This is a genomic window from Vibrio sp. KMM 9700, from assembly GCF_058545285.1.
This window is the reverse complement of the sequence record NZ_CM178589.1, coordinates 1,510,789-1,526,462: the sequence shown is the minus strand read 5'-3', so window position 1 is coordinate 1,526,462 and position 15,674 is coordinate 1,510,789. Positions and strand designations below refer to the sequence as shown.

General features: G+C 43.6%; 14 protein-coding genes. 8 read left to right on the top strand and 6 right to left on the bottom strand.

Annotation, left to right across the window (positions count from 1 at the left end; all coding sequences use genetic code 11):
* Nucleotides 1-34 precede the first annotated feature (34 nt).
* Complete coding sequence (gene dnaA, locus AC2VOY_RS06820) at nucleotides 35-1,450, bottom strand: chromosomal replication initiator protein DnaA (RefSeq protein ID WP_491830537.1); 1,416 nt, start codon at nucleotides 1,448-1,450, stop codon at nucleotides 35-37.
* A 481-nt stretch (nucleotides 1,451-1,931) separates the two neighbouring features.
* On the opposite strand from dnaA, the gene AC2VOY_RS06815 reads away from it, so the two are divergent.
* From AC2VOY_RS06815 to mnmE, 8 genes are all read left to right on the top strand, one after another.
* Nucleotides 1,932-2,711 carry an amino acid ABC transporter substrate-binding protein gene (locus AC2VOY_RS06815; protein ID WP_491830536.1) on the top strand — a complete coding sequence of 260 codons (780 nt, stop codon included), beginning with the start codon at nucleotides 1,932-1,934 and terminating at the stop codon, nucleotides 2,709-2,711.
* A gap of 222 nt (nucleotides 2,712-2,933) precedes the next feature.
* On the top strand, nucleotides 2,934-3,605 hold the full coding sequence (locus tag AC2VOY_RS06810; protein ID WP_491830535.1) for an amino acid ABC transporter permease: 672 nt from the start codon (nucleotides 2,934-2,936) through the stop codon (nucleotides 3,603-3,605).
* Complete coding sequence (locus AC2VOY_RS06805; protein ID WP_491830533.1) at nucleotides 3,602-4,378, top strand: amino acid ABC transporter ATP-binding protein; 777 nt, start codon at nucleotides 3,602-3,604, stop codon at nucleotides 4,376-4,378. The genes AC2VOY_RS06810 and AC2VOY_RS06805 overlap by 4 nt, the downstream gene beginning before the upstream one ends.
* A gap of 213 nt (nucleotides 4,379-4,591) precedes the next feature.
* Entirely contained in the window at nucleotides 4,592-4,726 is a 135-nt protein-coding gene (gene rpmH, locus AC2VOY_RS06800; RefSeq protein WP_491830532.1) for a 50S ribosomal protein L34, read from the top strand.
* Nucleotides 4,727-4,770: 44 nt separating this feature from the next.
* Nucleotides 4,771-5,094, top strand: coding sequence for a ribonuclease P protein component (gene rnpA / locus AC2VOY_RS06795; protein ID WP_491830531.1), 324 nt, complete (start codon nucleotides 4,771-4,773; stop codon nucleotides 5,092-5,094).
* Complete coding sequence (yidD, locus tag AC2VOY_RS06790; protein WP_491830530.1) at nucleotides 5,061-5,321, top strand: membrane protein insertion efficiency factor YidD; 261 nt, start codon at nucleotides 5,061-5,063, stop codon at nucleotides 5,319-5,321. Before rnpA ends, yidD begins: the two co-directional genes overlap by 34 nt.
* Nucleotides 5,322-5,323: 2 nt before the next feature.
* Nucleotides 5,324-6,976 carry a membrane protein insertase YidC gene (gene yidC, locus AC2VOY_RS06785; RefSeq protein ID WP_491830529.1) on the top strand — a complete coding sequence of 551 codons (1,653 nt, stop codon included), beginning with the start codon at nucleotides 5,324-5,326 and terminating at the stop codon, nucleotides 6,974-6,976.
* Between the two features lie 259 nt (nucleotides 6,977-7,235).
* Complete coding sequence (mnmE, locus tag AC2VOY_RS06780) at nucleotides 7,236-8,594, top strand: tRNA uridine-5-carboxymethylaminomethyl(34) synthesis GTPase MnmE (RefSeq protein ID WP_491830528.1); 1,359 nt, start codon at nucleotides 7,236-7,238, stop codon at nucleotides 8,592-8,594.
* 137 nt (nucleotides 8,595-8,731) lie between these two features.
* Here the strand turns inward: mnmE and AC2VOY_RS06775 are convergent, their stop codons facing one another.
* The 5 genes from AC2VOY_RS06775 to atpA form a co-directional block, all read right to left on the bottom strand.
* A complete protein-coding gene (locus AC2VOY_RS06775) occupies nucleotides 8,732-11,086 on the bottom strand; it encodes a glucose/quinate/shikimate family membrane-bound PQQ-dependent dehydrogenase (protein ID WP_491830527.1) in 2,355 nt (784 codons plus the stop codon).
* Nucleotides 11,087-11,330: 244 nt separating this feature from the next.
* Nucleotides 11,331-11,756, bottom strand: a complete 426-nt coding sequence (locus AC2VOY_RS06770) for a F0F1 ATP synthase subunit epsilon (RefSeq protein WP_491830526.1) — start codon at nucleotides 11,754-11,756, stop codon at nucleotides 11,331-11,333.
* A 19-nt stretch (nucleotides 11,757-11,775) separates the two neighbouring features.
* Nucleotides 11,776-13,179 (bottom strand): F0F1 ATP synthase subunit beta, encoded by a 1,404-nt coding sequence (gene atpD, locus AC2VOY_RS06765; protein ID WP_491830525.1) that lies wholly within the window; start codon nucleotides 13,177-13,179, stop codon nucleotides 11,776-11,778.
* A gap of 46 nt (nucleotides 13,180-13,225) precedes the next feature.
* Nucleotides 13,226-14,092 carry a F0F1 ATP synthase subunit gamma gene (atpG, locus tag AC2VOY_RS06760; RefSeq protein ID WP_491830524.1) on the bottom strand — a complete coding sequence of 289 codons (867 nt, stop codon included), beginning with the start codon at nucleotides 14,090-14,092 and terminating at the stop codon, nucleotides 13,226-13,228.
* Between the two features lie 30 nt (nucleotides 14,093-14,122).
* Complete coding sequence (atpA, locus tag AC2VOY_RS06755) at nucleotides 14,123-15,664, bottom strand: F0F1 ATP synthase subunit alpha (protein WP_491830523.1); 1,542 nt, start codon at nucleotides 15,662-15,664, stop codon at nucleotides 14,123-14,125.
* Nucleotides 15,665-15,674: the final 10 nt, after the last annotated feature.

Sequence of the window (15,674 nt, the reverse complement as noted above, 5' to 3'; positions counted from 1 at the left end):
TCCTTGTGCAAGCTCAGCGTAGAAACGCTTAATTTTATGAAGATAAAGTACGAATCAAGTTAGAATAATCTTCTTTAATATCATGACTTTCTTCTCTTAATTCTTTGATTTTGCGACACGCATGTAAAACCGTCGTGTGATCGCGACCACCAAAGGCATCACCAATCTCTGGCAAACTATGGTTGGTAAGCTCTTTCGATAAAGCCATCGCCAGTTGTCTTGGACGCGCGACACTGCGTGAGCGACGCTTAGATAAGAGATCTGCAACTTTGATTTTATAATACTCAGCAACTGTTTTTTGAATATTATCAATTGTTACTAGCTTTTCTTGCAGCGCAAGTAAATCACGCAGAGCTTCACGCACGAAATCAATCGTAATTGAGCGACCAGTAAAGTTAGCATTCGCAATCACGCGATTCAATGCACCTTCAAGCTCACGTACGTTAGAACGTAGACGCTTAGCGATAAAGAAAGCGACTTCATCGGCTAAAGTGATTTGATGCTCTTCAGCTTTTTTCATCAAAATCGCGACGCGTGTTTCAAGCTCAGGCGGTTCAATCGCAACCGTTAAGCCCCAGCCAAAGCGAGATTTCAAGCGCTCTTCCACGCCGTTAATTTCTTTTGGATAGCAGTCCGAAGTTAAGATAATTTGCTTATTACCTTCAAGCAACGCATTGAAAGTATGGAAAAACTCTTCTTGGGTCTTATCTTTCCCGGCAAAGAATTGAATATCATCAATCAAAAGTGCATCTAGGCCGCGGTAATAACGCTTAAGATCTTCCATCGTGCCTTCATAAGTCGCTTTGACTATATCTTGAACAAAGCGCTCTGAGTGCATATAAGCAATTTGGGCATTCGGGTTATTGTCCACAATCGCATTGCCAATCGCATGCAACAAGTGGGTTTTACCTAAGCCAGTACCGCCATATAAGAATAATGGATTATAAGAAACACCAGGGTTATCTGCTACTTGCCTTGCTGCTGCGAGACCAAGTTGGTTAGATTTACCTTCAACAAAGTTTTTAAACTTATGCTTAGGGTTCACCTTAGAATTATGGTTACGCATAAAAGATGATGCTTGATCAGCTTTATTATTTGCATTATTCGCGTTGTTGCCCATTGGCATTTGACGTGGTGCTGCTGGCGCTGACATGTTTGAGCTTGGCTCAAGCGTAGGTCTAGCTTTTGGCGCAGGTGCAGACGTAGGTTTGCTCCCAACTTCAAAACGTAAGTTAGGAATATCATTACCACTTAATTTGCCTAAGTTTTCGGTAATCAGGTGTAAATATTTATCTTTCACCCAATCCAAGACAAATCGATTCGGCGCAAATAGGGTTAAGGTATTATCGCTAAGCTCAGCTTGAAGTGGTCGAACCCACATACTAAATTCTGTCGCTGGCAGCTCTTCTTGGAGACGTTGCGAACATTGCAACCAAAGTGAAGATGACACGAAAAACCCCATATAAGAAATGATCAAAGAAGATCAATTCTACATCTTTAAATTCAGGATCTCCAGCAATTGATCTCAAAAAAATGCATTTAGAACCGACTTATTCACAGTTTTAAGCCAAGATCCGCGTTTATTCCTCAGGATATCCTTAAAAAACGATCGCTTTTCCCCAAAAGTATTAAGATCCAAGCTCAAATATGTGAATATGATAAAACTTATCCCCAGAGATCTTTGTCGCAATTTAAACGCAAAAGAACTGTCTTTTTCTGTTTAATACTCAAAATCATTGGAGGTGTAGCAAGGCAGCAAGTTGATGAGACCCTGGGAACATATAAAAATATGTGACTAGGGCGACTCAGCGCAGCTAACGAAGCTACAATTTCAAGGATGAAGAGTATATGTTATATGTAATAACTTATAGTTATTAAGGTGCAAAATAGATTTCGCTTATCATACGCAAAAGATTTAAGAGGATATATTTATGAAAAAACTTTTTACCCAAATTTTAAGCGCAAGCATCCTAGCCTTTGGTATCTCAGGCGCTGTGAATGCAGCAGAAGCTGATTCATCGCTACCTAAAGAAATTAAAGTGGGTATGTCTGGCACTTATTATCCTTTTACTTATCAAGAAATGGGTAAGCTACAAGGCTTTGAAGTTGACCTTTGGGATGAAATCGCAAAGCGTAACGATATCAAAGTTGAATATACGACTGCGAACTTCTCAGGACTTTTTGGTCTTCTAGAAACGGGCCGTATCGATACCATTTCAAACCAAATCTCTATTACTAAAGAGCGTACAGATAAATATTACTTCTCAGAACCTTATGTGGTTGATGGGGTGCAAATCACTGTTAAAAAAGGCAATGATTCAATCAAGTCTGTGGATGATCTAGCTGGTAAAACTGTTGCCGTAAACCTTGGCTCTAACTTTGAAAAAGTGCTTCGTGCGTATGATAAAGATAACAAAATCGATATCAAAACTTATGACACTGGGATTGAGCAAGATGTTGTTTTGGGCCGCTCTGATGCGTTCGTGATGGATAGAATCTCAGCCCTAACGCGTATTAAGAAATCAGGCTTGCCACTGCAACTTGCTGGCGAACCTTTTGAAGTTATTGAAAATGCTTGGCCTTTCCTTAAAAATGAAAAAGGTGAGCAACTGCGTAACATGACCAATCAAACATTAGATGCGATGCGTGAAGACGGTACCTTAGCTAAAATCTCTGAGAAGTGGTTTGGCATGGACGTGACCAAGAAGTAATTTCACATCAATATATGTTTAATTCTAAGCCCACTCGTAGTAGTGGGTTTTTTTGTTATATAATCTTCTTTATCGGCATTGGGTGTGCTTAGATTATGGAACAAAGATTACTTGTGCAGGGATGTGCAAGTGATAGCGCTCATGGATGACTTGAGCGTCTTTGTGGAATAACTAAGCATAACCAAAGCAGCACATCACTTAATATAAAAGTAAAATAACTCTATGAATTTCGATTTTAACTACATGATCGCGTTATTTCCCTATCTGTTACCGTATTTAGGGACAACTATCTCCATGGCAATTTTAGGCGGCGTGTTTGCTTTAATTTTAGCGCTCATCATTGCGATGATCCGAGTCGCCAAACTGCCAGTACTAGACCAAGCTTGCCAAGTCTATATAAGCTTTTTCCGTGGCACGCCTTTACTGGTGCAAATGTTCCTACTTTATTATGGCTTACCACAAATTTTCCCAATCTTTACTGGGATTGATGCCTTTAGCGCAGCCGTGATTGGCCTGACGCTGCACTTTGCTTCTTATATGGCTGAAAGTATTCGCGCCTCTATTTTAGGAATCGATCGCAGCCAAATGGAAGCCAGTCTTTCTGTTGGTATGAACCAAATGCAGGCGATGCGCCGAATTATCTTGCCGCAAGCAAGTCGCGTTGCACTACCTTCTTTAGTTAACTACTTTATCGACCTTTTGAAATCGACTTCGCTTGCTTTCACCTTAGGGGTGACAGAAATTATGGCATCGGCGCAAAAAGAAGCCTCATCGAGCTTTAAGTTCTTCGAAGCCTTCCTTGCTGTGGCATTAATTTACTGGTTTATCGTGATTGTGATGACACAAGTGCAAAACCAAGCAGAGAAAAAACTAAATAAGGCCTATACCCGATGATCAAGATTCAAAACATCCACAAATCATTTGCTAATACCCAAGTATTAAAAGGCATAGATCTTGAAATCAAAAAGGGTGAAATTATTGTCGTGATTGGTTCCAGCGGCACAGGTAAATCCACCCTTTTGCGCTGCATTAATTTCTTAGAAACGGCTGATCAAGGCGTGATTGATATCGCTGGCAGCAGTGTGGATTGCAGCAGCGTCAAACCAAATAAGACCAATCGCCCAGATATCCTTGAGCTGCGCCGTAAAACAGGCTTTGTCTTTCAAAACTATGCTTTGTTTGCTCACTTAACAGCGCGTCAAAACATTGCTGAAGGCTTAGTCACGGTGCGCGGTTGGGAGAAAGCTAAAGCCCTTGCTAAGGCGCAGACGATTTTAGAAAGCATAGGTCTTGGGGATAAAGGCGATAGCTACCCTGCTGCGCTTTCAGGTGGTCAGCAGCAACGTGTTGGCATTGGTCGCGCCATGGCTTTTGAGCCTGAGCTGCTGCTCTTTGATGAACCAACCTCTGCGCTTGACCCGCAATGGGTTGGTGAAGTGCTGGCATTAATGAAGCGCCTCGCGCAAGATCACCAAACTATGCTAGTGGTCACCCATGAAATGCAATTTGCTCGTGAAGTGGCTGACCGCGTCATTTATATGGCAGATGGCGTGATTGTCGAACAAGGATCGGCGCAAGATATTTTTGAGACGCCAAAGAGTGAAAAACTCAAACAATTTCTTAATCAAGTGGGCGTGACAACTGCCGTTGAGAACATGAATATATAAAAGATCCTCAAGGATCATTGCACTTGATCTTAATTTGAGTATAATTCGCACCCATATTTATACATGTAATCGTTGACTAATCGCTCGTCAATGATTACAATTCCGCCTCTTTGCTTAAAGTTGGCTGAATAAGTTTTAGCTTGAGCTAGAGTTTATTCTTCATCTTTAAGATGCAAAGAACCTATAAACTACTGATCAGTAAAGGTAATTAACATGAAACGTACTTTTCAACCTTCGGTTCTAAAGCGCAAGCGTAGTCACGGTTTCCGTTCACGCATGGCGACTAAGAACGGTCGTAAAGTAATTAATGCACGTCGTGCAAAAGGCCGTAAGCGCCTTTCAAAATAATCTAGATTATTTTGATTAAGTGTACATTTAATCGGGAGTTACGTTTGTTAACTCCCGAACATTATCAACATGTCTTCCAGCAGGCTCACAGAGCAGGCTCTCCTCATTTCACCATTATTGCCCGAAACAACACGCTTTCTCATCCTCGCCTTGGATTAGCCGTTCCCAAAAAACAAATCAAAACCGCCGTTGGCCGCAACAGATTTAAACGTCTTGCTCGTGAGAGTTTCCGTTTGCATCAGCATCAACTGCCAAATAAAGATTTTGTTGTGATCGCGAAAAAAAGCGCGCAAGATTTGAGCAATGAAGAAATTTTTGAGCTATTTGATAAATTATGGCAGCGCCTATCTCGCCCCTATCGTGGTTAGCTATCGGCTTGGTTTACTTCTATCGTGGAGTAATTAGCCCCATTCTCGGTCCTAAGTGTCGATTTACACCATCATGTTCTGAATATGCGATTGAAGCAATAAAAGAGCACGGTTTTGTAAAAGGGTGTTGGTTATCTGGCAAACGTCTATTAAAATGTCATCCTTTACATGCTGGTGGATATGACCCTGTCCCACCTAAGCCTAATAAAAACGATAGAGATAAATAACAATGGATTCTCAACGCAATATCCTGTTAATCGCTTTCGTGTTTGTTTCTTTCCTTTTGTTCCAAGCGTGGAGCACAAAGGATGTTGAACCAACACCACAAGCGAGTGTGCAGCAAACACAGCAAGACACAAGTCTTCCTTCGGATGGCAATAACAATAATAGCTTAGATCCACTAGGCTCATCTGAGGCACCAGCAACAACTGCCTCGCAAAATCTTATCACTGTAAACACTGACGTATTGACGCTTTCGATCAATCCTGTGGGTGGTGATATTATTGAAGCTAAGCTAAATCAATATAACAACACGCTTGATTCTAAAGACCCCTTCATCCTTCTTAAAAACCAACCTGATCACACTTTCATTGCGCAAAGTGGTTTAGTTGGTCCTCAAGGTGTGGATGTATCAAGCTCTGAGCGTCCAACTTATCAAGTGGCTCAAACCGAGTTTAATTTAGCAGATGGTCAAGATTCACTTGTGATCCCTATGACTTACACTAAAGATGGCATCGAATATACCAAGACTTTCACGCTAAAACGCGACAACTACGCGGTTGACGTTAGCTATGACGTGAAAAACAACTCTGGTAAAACAGCGCAAGTTGGTATGTATGCTCACCTTCGTCAAAACATTCTTGATGACGGCGGCAACCTAGCTATGCCAACTTACCGTGGTGGTGCTTACTCAAGCGAAGACACTCGCTATAAAAAATATAGCTTTGACGACATGCAAGAAAAAGGCCTTAACATCCAATTAAAAGATGGTGAAGGTTGGGCTGGTATGATTCAGCACTATTTCGCTTCTGCATGGATCCCACGTCAAGCGCCGAATACAACCATTTACTCGCGTACTGTTGGTTCAAACCTTGCTGACATCGGTATTCGCCTACCAAACATCCAAGTTGCTGATGGCGCTGATGGCCAAATCAAAGCAACGCTTTGGGTCGGTCCTAAACTTCAAGATCAAATGGCTGCAACAGCAGAGCACTTAGAGCTTTCTGTTGACTACGGTTGGTTATGGTTTATCGCAAAACCACTGCACATGCTGCTTTCATTTATTCACTCTATTGTGGGTAACTGGGGCTTCTCTATCATGATGCTAACCTTTATCGTTCGTGGTGCTATGTACCCACTAACACGCGCGCAATACACCTCAATGGCGAAAATGCGTATGCTGCAACCTAAGATTGCTGCGATGCGTGAACGTCTAGGTGATGACCGTCAACGTATTAGCCAAGAAATGATGGAAATGTATAAGAAAGAAAAAGTAAACCCACTTGGTGGCTGTTTACCTATCTTCCTACAAATGCCTATCTTCATCGCACTATACTGGTCATTGATGGAATCGGTTGAATTGCGTCACGCGCCATTCTTCGGTTGGATTCAAGATTTATCAGCGCAAGACCCTTACTATGTATTGCCATTGCTTATGGGTGTGACTATGTTCTTCATCCAACGCATGAGCCCAACAACAGTAACGGATCCTATGCAGCAGAAGATCATGACATTTATGCCTGTCATGTTTACTTTCTTCTTCCTATGGTTCCCATCTGGTCTAGTTCTATACTGGTTGGTATCTAACATTGTAACTCTTATCCAACAAACTCTTATTTATAAAGGGCTTGAGAAGAAAGGCTTACATACGAAGAAAAGCTAGCAAAAGCTAATTAAGCTCTTTTCTGAGTAAAATCTAAAAACGATCATCAAGCTTGGTGGTCGTTTTTTTATTCTCAGGATTTACTTACAAAGATAATAGGATATATATCAGCGAAGCAAAGGTCTGAGGCACATGGATGTGCCGAATAAAGTGCCCATGGATGGCTTGAACGCCTTTGCGGAGTCGATATATACCTATTATCTCGGCACAAAACTAAGTTACAATATTAAAAAGACTCCATAATTCTCTAGGTTAAAATATGTCAGATACAATCGTCGCTCAAGCAACAGCGCCCGGCCGTGGTGGTGTAGGGATCATTCGCGTCTCTGGTAAACTCGCAGACTTAGTCGCGCAGCAAGTTCTCGGTCAAAGCATCAAACCACGTTATGCACATTACCTGCCTTTTATGGATGAGCACAACAAACAACTGGATCAAGGGATAGCGCTATACTTCCCTAACCCACATTCCTTTACTGGCGAAGACGTACTTGAACTTCAAGGACACGGTGGCCCTGTCGTGATGGACATGCTGATCAAACGTATCCTAAAAATTGATGGCGTGCGTGCAGCCCGCGCCGGTGAGTTCTCTGAGCGCGCTTTCTTAAATGACAAAATCGACCTTGCGCAAGCTGAAGCGATTGCCGACCTGATTGAAGCTAGCTCAGAAGAAGCCGCCAAATCAGCCTTAAACTCGCTTCAAGGTGAATTTTCAAACCGTATTCATAGCTTAGTGGAGTCCGTGATTGCGCTACGCATTTATGTGGAAGCTGCAATTGATTTTCCTGAAGAAGAAATCGACTTCTTATCCGATGGCAAAGTTGGTGGCGATCTAAATGCGATTATCGACAACTTAGCTGCGGTACGTCGTGAAGCGAACCAAGGTGCGATTATTCGTGAAGGCATGAAAGTAGTCATTGCTGGCCGCCCAAATGCAGGTAAATCTAGCCTGTTAAATGCTTTGTCTGGTAAAGAATCTGCGATCGTCACAGACATTGCAGGTACGACTCGTGACGTATTACGTGAGCATATTCATATTGACGGCATGCCGCTGCATATTATTGATACTGCAGGTTTACGAGAAGCTTCAGATGAAGTTGAAAAAATCGGTATCGAGCGTGCATGGGAAGAAATTGAGCAAGCTGATCGCGTCTTATTTATGGTTGATGGCACGACTACCGATGCAACCGATCCGCGTGAAATTTGGCCTGATTTTGTTGATCGCCTGCCAGAAGATATCGGCATGACAGTGATCCGCAATAAAGCCGATCAAACAGGTGAAACGCTTGGCATTTGCCATGTCAACAACCCGACTCTTATCCGACTGTCAGCGAAAACAGGTGAAGGTGTTGAAGCGCTGCGTGAGCACTTAAAAGAATGTATGGGCTTTGCTGGTGGCAGTGAAGGCAGCTTTATGGCTCGACGTCGTCACTTAGAAGCGCTTGAACAAGCAGCCACTCATTTAGAAATCGGCAAAGAGCAGCTTGAAGGATATATGGCTGGCGAGATCTTGGCAGAAGAGCTTCGCATCGCGCAGCAGCATCTCAACGAAATCACAGGTGAGTTTAGCTCGGATGATTTACTTGGGCGCATCTTCTCATCTTTCTGTATCGGTAAATAAATACCCTTCATCCTTGAAGCTTAAAAACTGTATATAGTAAAAAGCCCCACTTCAACTCCTGTGCCTGACGGCAGACTGAGTGAAAGCGGGGCTTTCGTTTTTTAGCTATTTGGTTTTAGCTATCTAGTGATTTTTTGTTATTTCTTAAGTTTAAAGGCAAGCACATAATCGCCAATATCAGTGCCGATAGAGCCATGACCACCAGCCACAATCACTACCATTTGCTCACCTTGTGAGTTCAGATAAGTCATTGGGGTAGCTTGTCCACCTGCTGGCAGGCGACCTTTCCATAACTCTTCCCCTGATGTGAGATCATAAGCACGTAGATAGTTATCTACTGATGCGCCCATAAAGACAACGCCAGAATCAGTGATGATTGGACCACCAATGCCAGGAACACCCATCTTAAATGGAATAGGTAGCGGCGTCATATCATGCACAGTACCGTTTTTATGTTTCCATGCAATCTCACCAGTGGTTAAGTCTGCACCCGCGACATAGCCCCAAGGTGGCGCTTGGCAAGGCACACCAATTGGCGATAGGAAAGGTTTTAGCTCAACCGCATAAGGCGCGCCTTTGTTTTCACTTAAACCATGCTCACCAAGGTTGGTTTCTGCAGTCTTAAACTTCTCATCTTCTTTATCCACAACCGTTGAGATAAAGGCAAGATTTAGCGGCATGCCAAACATCACCTGACGTTTAGGATCAACCGCAATACCGCCCCAGTTAAAGACACCAAAGTTACCCGGATAAACGATTGAGCCTTCTTTTGATGGTGGCGTATAACGACCTTCATAACGCAGTTTATTAAACTCGATACGACAGATCATTTGATCAATCAAGCTTGCGCCCCACATGTCTTTTTCAGTCAGCGCGGGTGGGTTAAAGCTTAATGCTGAGCTTGGTTGAGTTGGCGAAGTAAAGTCACCTTCCATTGCGCCTTGTGGCGCGCTCTCTTCAGTAATATCTAAGATAGGCTCGCCAGTTTCACGGTTAAGCACATAGACATCACCTTGCTTGGTTGGCACAACCAGTGCAGGCTCAAGCCCTTTGTCAGTATTTAAATCAACAAGAGTTGGTTGCGCAGGCGTATCCATATCCCATAAGTCATGGTGCACGAATTGCTGCACCCAACGCGCTTTACCTGTATGAATATCTAACGCAACCACAGAGCTTGAATACTTCTCTTCGGCTTCGTTACGATACATACCCAGTTGGTCTGGCGTGCGGTTACCCATAGGTAAATACACAAGGCCTAGTTTTTCATCGGCGCTTGCAACCGACCAGCTATTAGGTGAGCTTACTGCGTAAACTTCATCACCTGTTAGCGGCGCAGTTTTATCCGGGTTAGCACTATCCCAGTTCCATTTTAGCTCACCAGTTGTCGCATCAAAGCCGCGGATAACCCCTGATGGCGAGTTGATGTCATAGTTATCATTAACCGCACCAGCAACCACGATAATGCCATTTGAAACGACAGGTGGTGAGGTTGAGTAGTAATAACCTGATTGGGTATAAGGCATGTGCTGCATTAAGTCGAGTTCACCATTTTTAGCAAACTCTTCACAACGTGCACCTGTTTTTGGATCGATAGCAATTAAACGTGCATCCGATGTTGGCAGGTAAAGTTTGGCATCACATTGCACTGGCGCAAGATCTTGCGTCGCTAGGTTTGGCGTGTCCGCAGTGGTCAGTTCAAAATCTTGTGCGCTAGAAGATCCTGGGTAGAAAGACACCCCACGGCAAGTTTGGTGCTGACGCTGACTTTCTGCTGGCACTTTCGCATCAAAGATCCAACGCTTTTCACCTGTGTCTGCATCAAGCGCTACGACCCAGTTATGCGGCGTACAGATATACAGCGTATTGCCAAGTTTAAGTGGCGTCGCTTGATATGTGGTTTCACCTACATCTTTTGGCCCTTTCACATCGCCCGTTTGGATTTGCCAAGCAAGCTCAAGCTCAGATGCATTGTCTGGCGTGATTTGAGTTAATGGCGAGAAACGTTGTCCATAGTTGGTGCCGCCATAGCTTGACCATTCATGACCATAAGTATTGCCTAGATCAGGCGAGCTATTGCGCACTGTGGTATTTAGCTCACCTTCAATCTTATGTTGATCAAGGAAAATAGAGCCAAGTACAGCAACTGCGCCAATCGCAACGATAAGGCCCAGAGCAGAAATAGAAACAGAGCTGGCTTTTTTATAGCCAATAAATAGCGCAAGACCGAAAATAAGCGGTAAACCTGTGCGCGCAGCAAGTGGCCACCAGTCGAGACCGACTTCGGTATATGCCCAAATTAAAGTTGCCGCTAGACCTAAAGCATAGATAAGGTAGGCGCTGGCATTTTTTTGACGAAAGATAAGAAAGCTAGTAATTAGCCAAATAAGACCTATCCCAAGGTAAGCTATCGAACCGCCAAGACTGGCGAGATAACCTCCTCCGATAGTAAGAATAAGGCCGAGAAGGCCTAAGAGTAGTCCAATGATTCGCATAATGTCATCCTATTGACGCGTGCTAACGCTTATTATGAATAATACCTATCTCAGCCGAGATAAATATCAACTGCTTAAACATGTAAATAACTTGTTACATTCTTATACTAGTATTTACGTCACAGTTTCACTTGTCAAAAGATTTCTATGCAAATAACAATTATTTAACTTATATACAAATAAACAACAGGTAACAAAAAAGGCAACCACTTGGGCTGCCCTTTGTCTTTTCTTTGCGCGTTGCTTAACGACGATGCAATTGCTTGGTTAGCTCGATCACTCGAAGCTGTGCAAGGGCTTTCGCCAAATCACTTGTCGCTTGGGCATAGTCGATATCGCCATGCTGATTCTGGATATTCTCCTCAGCTTTGCGTTTCGCTTCTTCTGCTTTCGCTGCATCTAGGTCTTGACCACGGATTGCAGTATCAGCTAGAACGGTCGCCGTTCCCGGCTGAACCTCAAGCATACCACCAGACACATAAACGATTTCTTCTTCGCCATGTTGTTTAGTAATACGCACCATACCCGGCTTTATCGCACTGAGAAGCGGAGCGTGTCCAGGGTGGATACCCAGTTCACCTTCGCTACCGGTCACCATGAAAGACTCAACCGTGCCAGCAAATAATTTGCCTTCAGCACTTACTACGTCTAGGTGAAAGGTCATTGCCATATTGCCTCCTCAAAAAGCCTTATAGCTTCTTCGCTTTCTCGATTGCGTCTTCAATGCTACCGCAGTACATGAAGGCTTGCTCTGGAATATCATCGTATTCACCAGCAAGTAGGCCTTTAAAGCTGCGCAGAGTATCTTTAAGTGGAACATAGATACCTGGGTCGCCAGTAAAGACTTCCGCAACGTGATAAGGTTGAGTTAGGAAACGCTCAATCTTACGTGCACGAGATACAACTTGCTTATCTTCTTCAGATAATTCGTCCATACCTAGGATTGCAATGATATCTTTAAGTTCTTTATAGCGTTGCAATGTAGTTTGAACGTTTTGTGCAATGTCATAGTGCTCTTGACCAACCACTAGTGGATCAAGCATACGAGATGTTGAGTCTAGTGGGTCGATTGCAGGGTATAGACCCATAGCAGCGATGTTACGGCTAAGTACAACCGTTGCATCCAAGTGCGCAAATGTTGTTGCTGGAGATGGGTCAGTCAAGTCATCCGCAGGTACATAAACCGCCTGAACCGATGTGATCGAGCCAGTACGAGTTGATGTAATACGTTCTTGAAGCACACCCATTTCTTCTGCAAGTGTTGGCTGATAACCTACCGCAGATGGCATACGACCTAGAAGTGCTGATACTTCTGTCCCTGCTAGGGTATAACGATAGATGTTATCGATAAATAGCAGTACGTCACGGCCTTCATCACGGAATTTCTCCGCCATAGTTAGACCTGTTAGTGCAACACGTAGACGGTTACCTGGTGGCTCGTTCATCTGGCCATAAACCATTGCTACTTTAGATTCTTCAGGATTTTCGATGTTTACAACACCTGCTTCCTGCATCTCATAGTAGAAGTCATTACCTTCACGAGTACGCTCACCAACACCAGCAAACACAGACAGACCTGAGTGCTGAAGTGCGATGTTGTTGATAAGTTCCATCATGTTTACGGTTTTACCTACACCGGCACCACCGAACAAACCGATTTTACCACCTTTAGCAAATGGACAAATCAAGTCGATAACTTTAACACCTGTCTCTAGAAGTTCAGTCGCATTTGACTGCTCTTCATAGCTTGGCGCTGCACGGTGAATGGCATAAGTTTCCTCTGCACCTACATCACCACGCTCATCAATCGCGTCACCTAGTACGTTCATAATACGACCTAGGGTTTGCTTACCTACTGGAACTGAGATTGGAGCACCTGTGTTTGATACTTCCAAACCACGACGTAAACCATCAGAACTACCCATAGCGATGGTACGAACTACACCACCACCTAGTTGTTGTTGAACTTCAAGAACCAAACGGCTCTCGATGCCTGCAACATTTAGGGCATCGTATACACGAGGTACACTGTCTTGTGGAAATTCTACGTCGACTACTGCACCGATGATCTGTACGATCTTACCTGTAGCCATCGTTAATCCTCTAAACTTATTAATTTACCTAAGCGAAAAACTAAAACTAAACCGCTGCTGCACCTGAAACGATTTCAGATAGTTCTTGCGTAATCGCCGTTTGACGGGCTTTGTTATACACAAGTTCTAAATCATCAATCAGGTTACTCGCATTGTCTGTCGCCGCTTGCATTGCAATCATACGCGCCGCCATTTCGCATGCGAGATTCTCCACAACACCTTGATAAACTTGTGATTCAACATAGCGAATCAACAGAGTATCAAGAAGCTGCTTTGGCTCTGGCTCATAGAGATAATCCCATGAGTGAACACGCTGCATGTCTTCGTCATCTGATTTTGGCAAAGGTAGCAATTGATCGATCTTTGGTTCTTGAACCATAGTATTGACAAACTTATTTGAAACTACGTAAAGGCGATCTAGTTCGCCTTCATCGTATTTCTTAAGCATCACACCGACACTACCGATGAGCGCTTCAAGGCTAGGGTTATCCCCAAGACCTGAGATTTGCGCTGCAACTTTAGCACCAGTGTGTTTAAAGAATGCAGTGGCTTTCGTGCCAATAACGGCTAACTCAACCCCTGCACCTTTTTCAGACCATGATTTCATATCGTTTAGGGCAGTTTTAAACAAGTTAATGTTCAAACCGCCACATAAACCACGGTCAGTCGATACTATGATGTAACCAACTTTTTTAGCCTCACGTTCCTCAAGATAAGGATGCTTATACTCAAGGTTAGCGTTGGCTACATGACCGATCACTTTACGCATTGTCTTAGCATATGGTCGCGATGCTTCCATTGCGTCTTGCGTACGACGCATTTTAGAAGCGGCAACCATTTTCATTGCTTTCGTAATCTTTTGTGTACTTTTAACACTACTGATTTTAGTACGAATTTCTTTTGCGCCGGCCATTGTTATTCTCCATTCATGGACTTGGGGATATTACCAAGTTTGAGTCGCAACAAAGTCATCCATCAAAGCTTTTAGTTTCGCTTCGATATCATCGTTATATGCGCCAGTCTTGTTAATTTCAGCCACAAGCTCAGCATGTTTAGAACGAGCATAAGATAACAATGCCGCTTCAAAATCTGCTAGTTTGTTTAAAGCAACATCAGCAAGATAGTTACGCTCTGCTGCATAGATCACGATAGATTGATCAAATACAGACATAGGTGCGTATTGCTTTTGCTTCATCAACTCAGTAACTTTTTCACCGTGGTCAAGCTGCTTCTTAGTCGCTTCATCTAGGTCAGATGAGAACTGAGAGAAGGCTGCCAATTCACGATATTGTGCAAGTGCTGTACGAATACCACCAGAAAGTTTCTTCATGATTTTCGTTTGTGCACTACCACCAACACGCGATACAGAGATACCTGGGTCAACCGCAGGACGTACGCCGGCATTAAACAGCTCAGTCTGTAGGAAGATCTGACCATCTGTGATCGAGATTACGTTGGTTGGTACGAACGCTGAAACGTCACCCGCTTGAGTTTCGATGATAGGCAATGCAGTTAAAGAACCTGTTTTACCTTTCACTTCACCTTTCGTGAACTCTTCAACATAGTGAGCGTTTACACGCGCAGCACGTTCTAGTAGACGTGAGTGAAGATAGAAAACATCCCCTGGGAATGCTTCACGGCCTGGTGGACGTTTTAGAAGAAGTGAGATCTGACGATAAGCAACCGCTTGTTTTGATAGATCATCATAAACAATCAGTGCATCTTCACCGCGGTCGCGGAAGTATTCACCCATCGCACAACCAGCATATGGCGCAAGATATTGCAGCGCAGCTGATTCAGATGCTGATGCAACCACAACGATAGTGTTTGCAAGTGCACCGTGCTCTTCAAGCTTACGTACTACGTTTGCAATTGTTGACGCTTTTTGGCCAATCGCAACATAGATAGAGTAAATACCAGAATCTTTTTGGTTAATGATTGCATCGATCGCCATTGCTGTTTTACCAGTTTGACGGTCACCGATGATCAGCTCACGCTGGCCACGGCCGATTGGAATCATTGAGTCGACTGACTTATAACCAGTTTGTACTGGCTGATCAACTGATTGACGAGCGATAACGCCCGGTGCAATCACTTCGATTGGCGAAGTCAGTTTCGCTTCGATAGGACCTTTACCATCGATTGGCTCACCAAGTGTGTTCACAACACGACCTAGTAATTCAGGACCTACAGGTACTTCAAGGATACGGCCAGTACCTGTTACTTTCATGCCTTCTTGAAGGTCGGCATAAGGACCCATAACTACCGCACCTACTGAGTCACGCTCAAGGTTCAAAGCGAGCGCATAACGGCCGCCTGGTAGTTCAATCATTTCACCTTGCATCACGTCGGCTAAGCCGTGGATGCGGATGATACCATCACTTACAGATACAATTGTACCTTCATTGCGTGCTTCACTAACAACTTCGAAAGATTCGATACGCTGTTTGATCAGATCGCTAATTTCTGTGGAATTAAGTTGCATGCTCCAATCC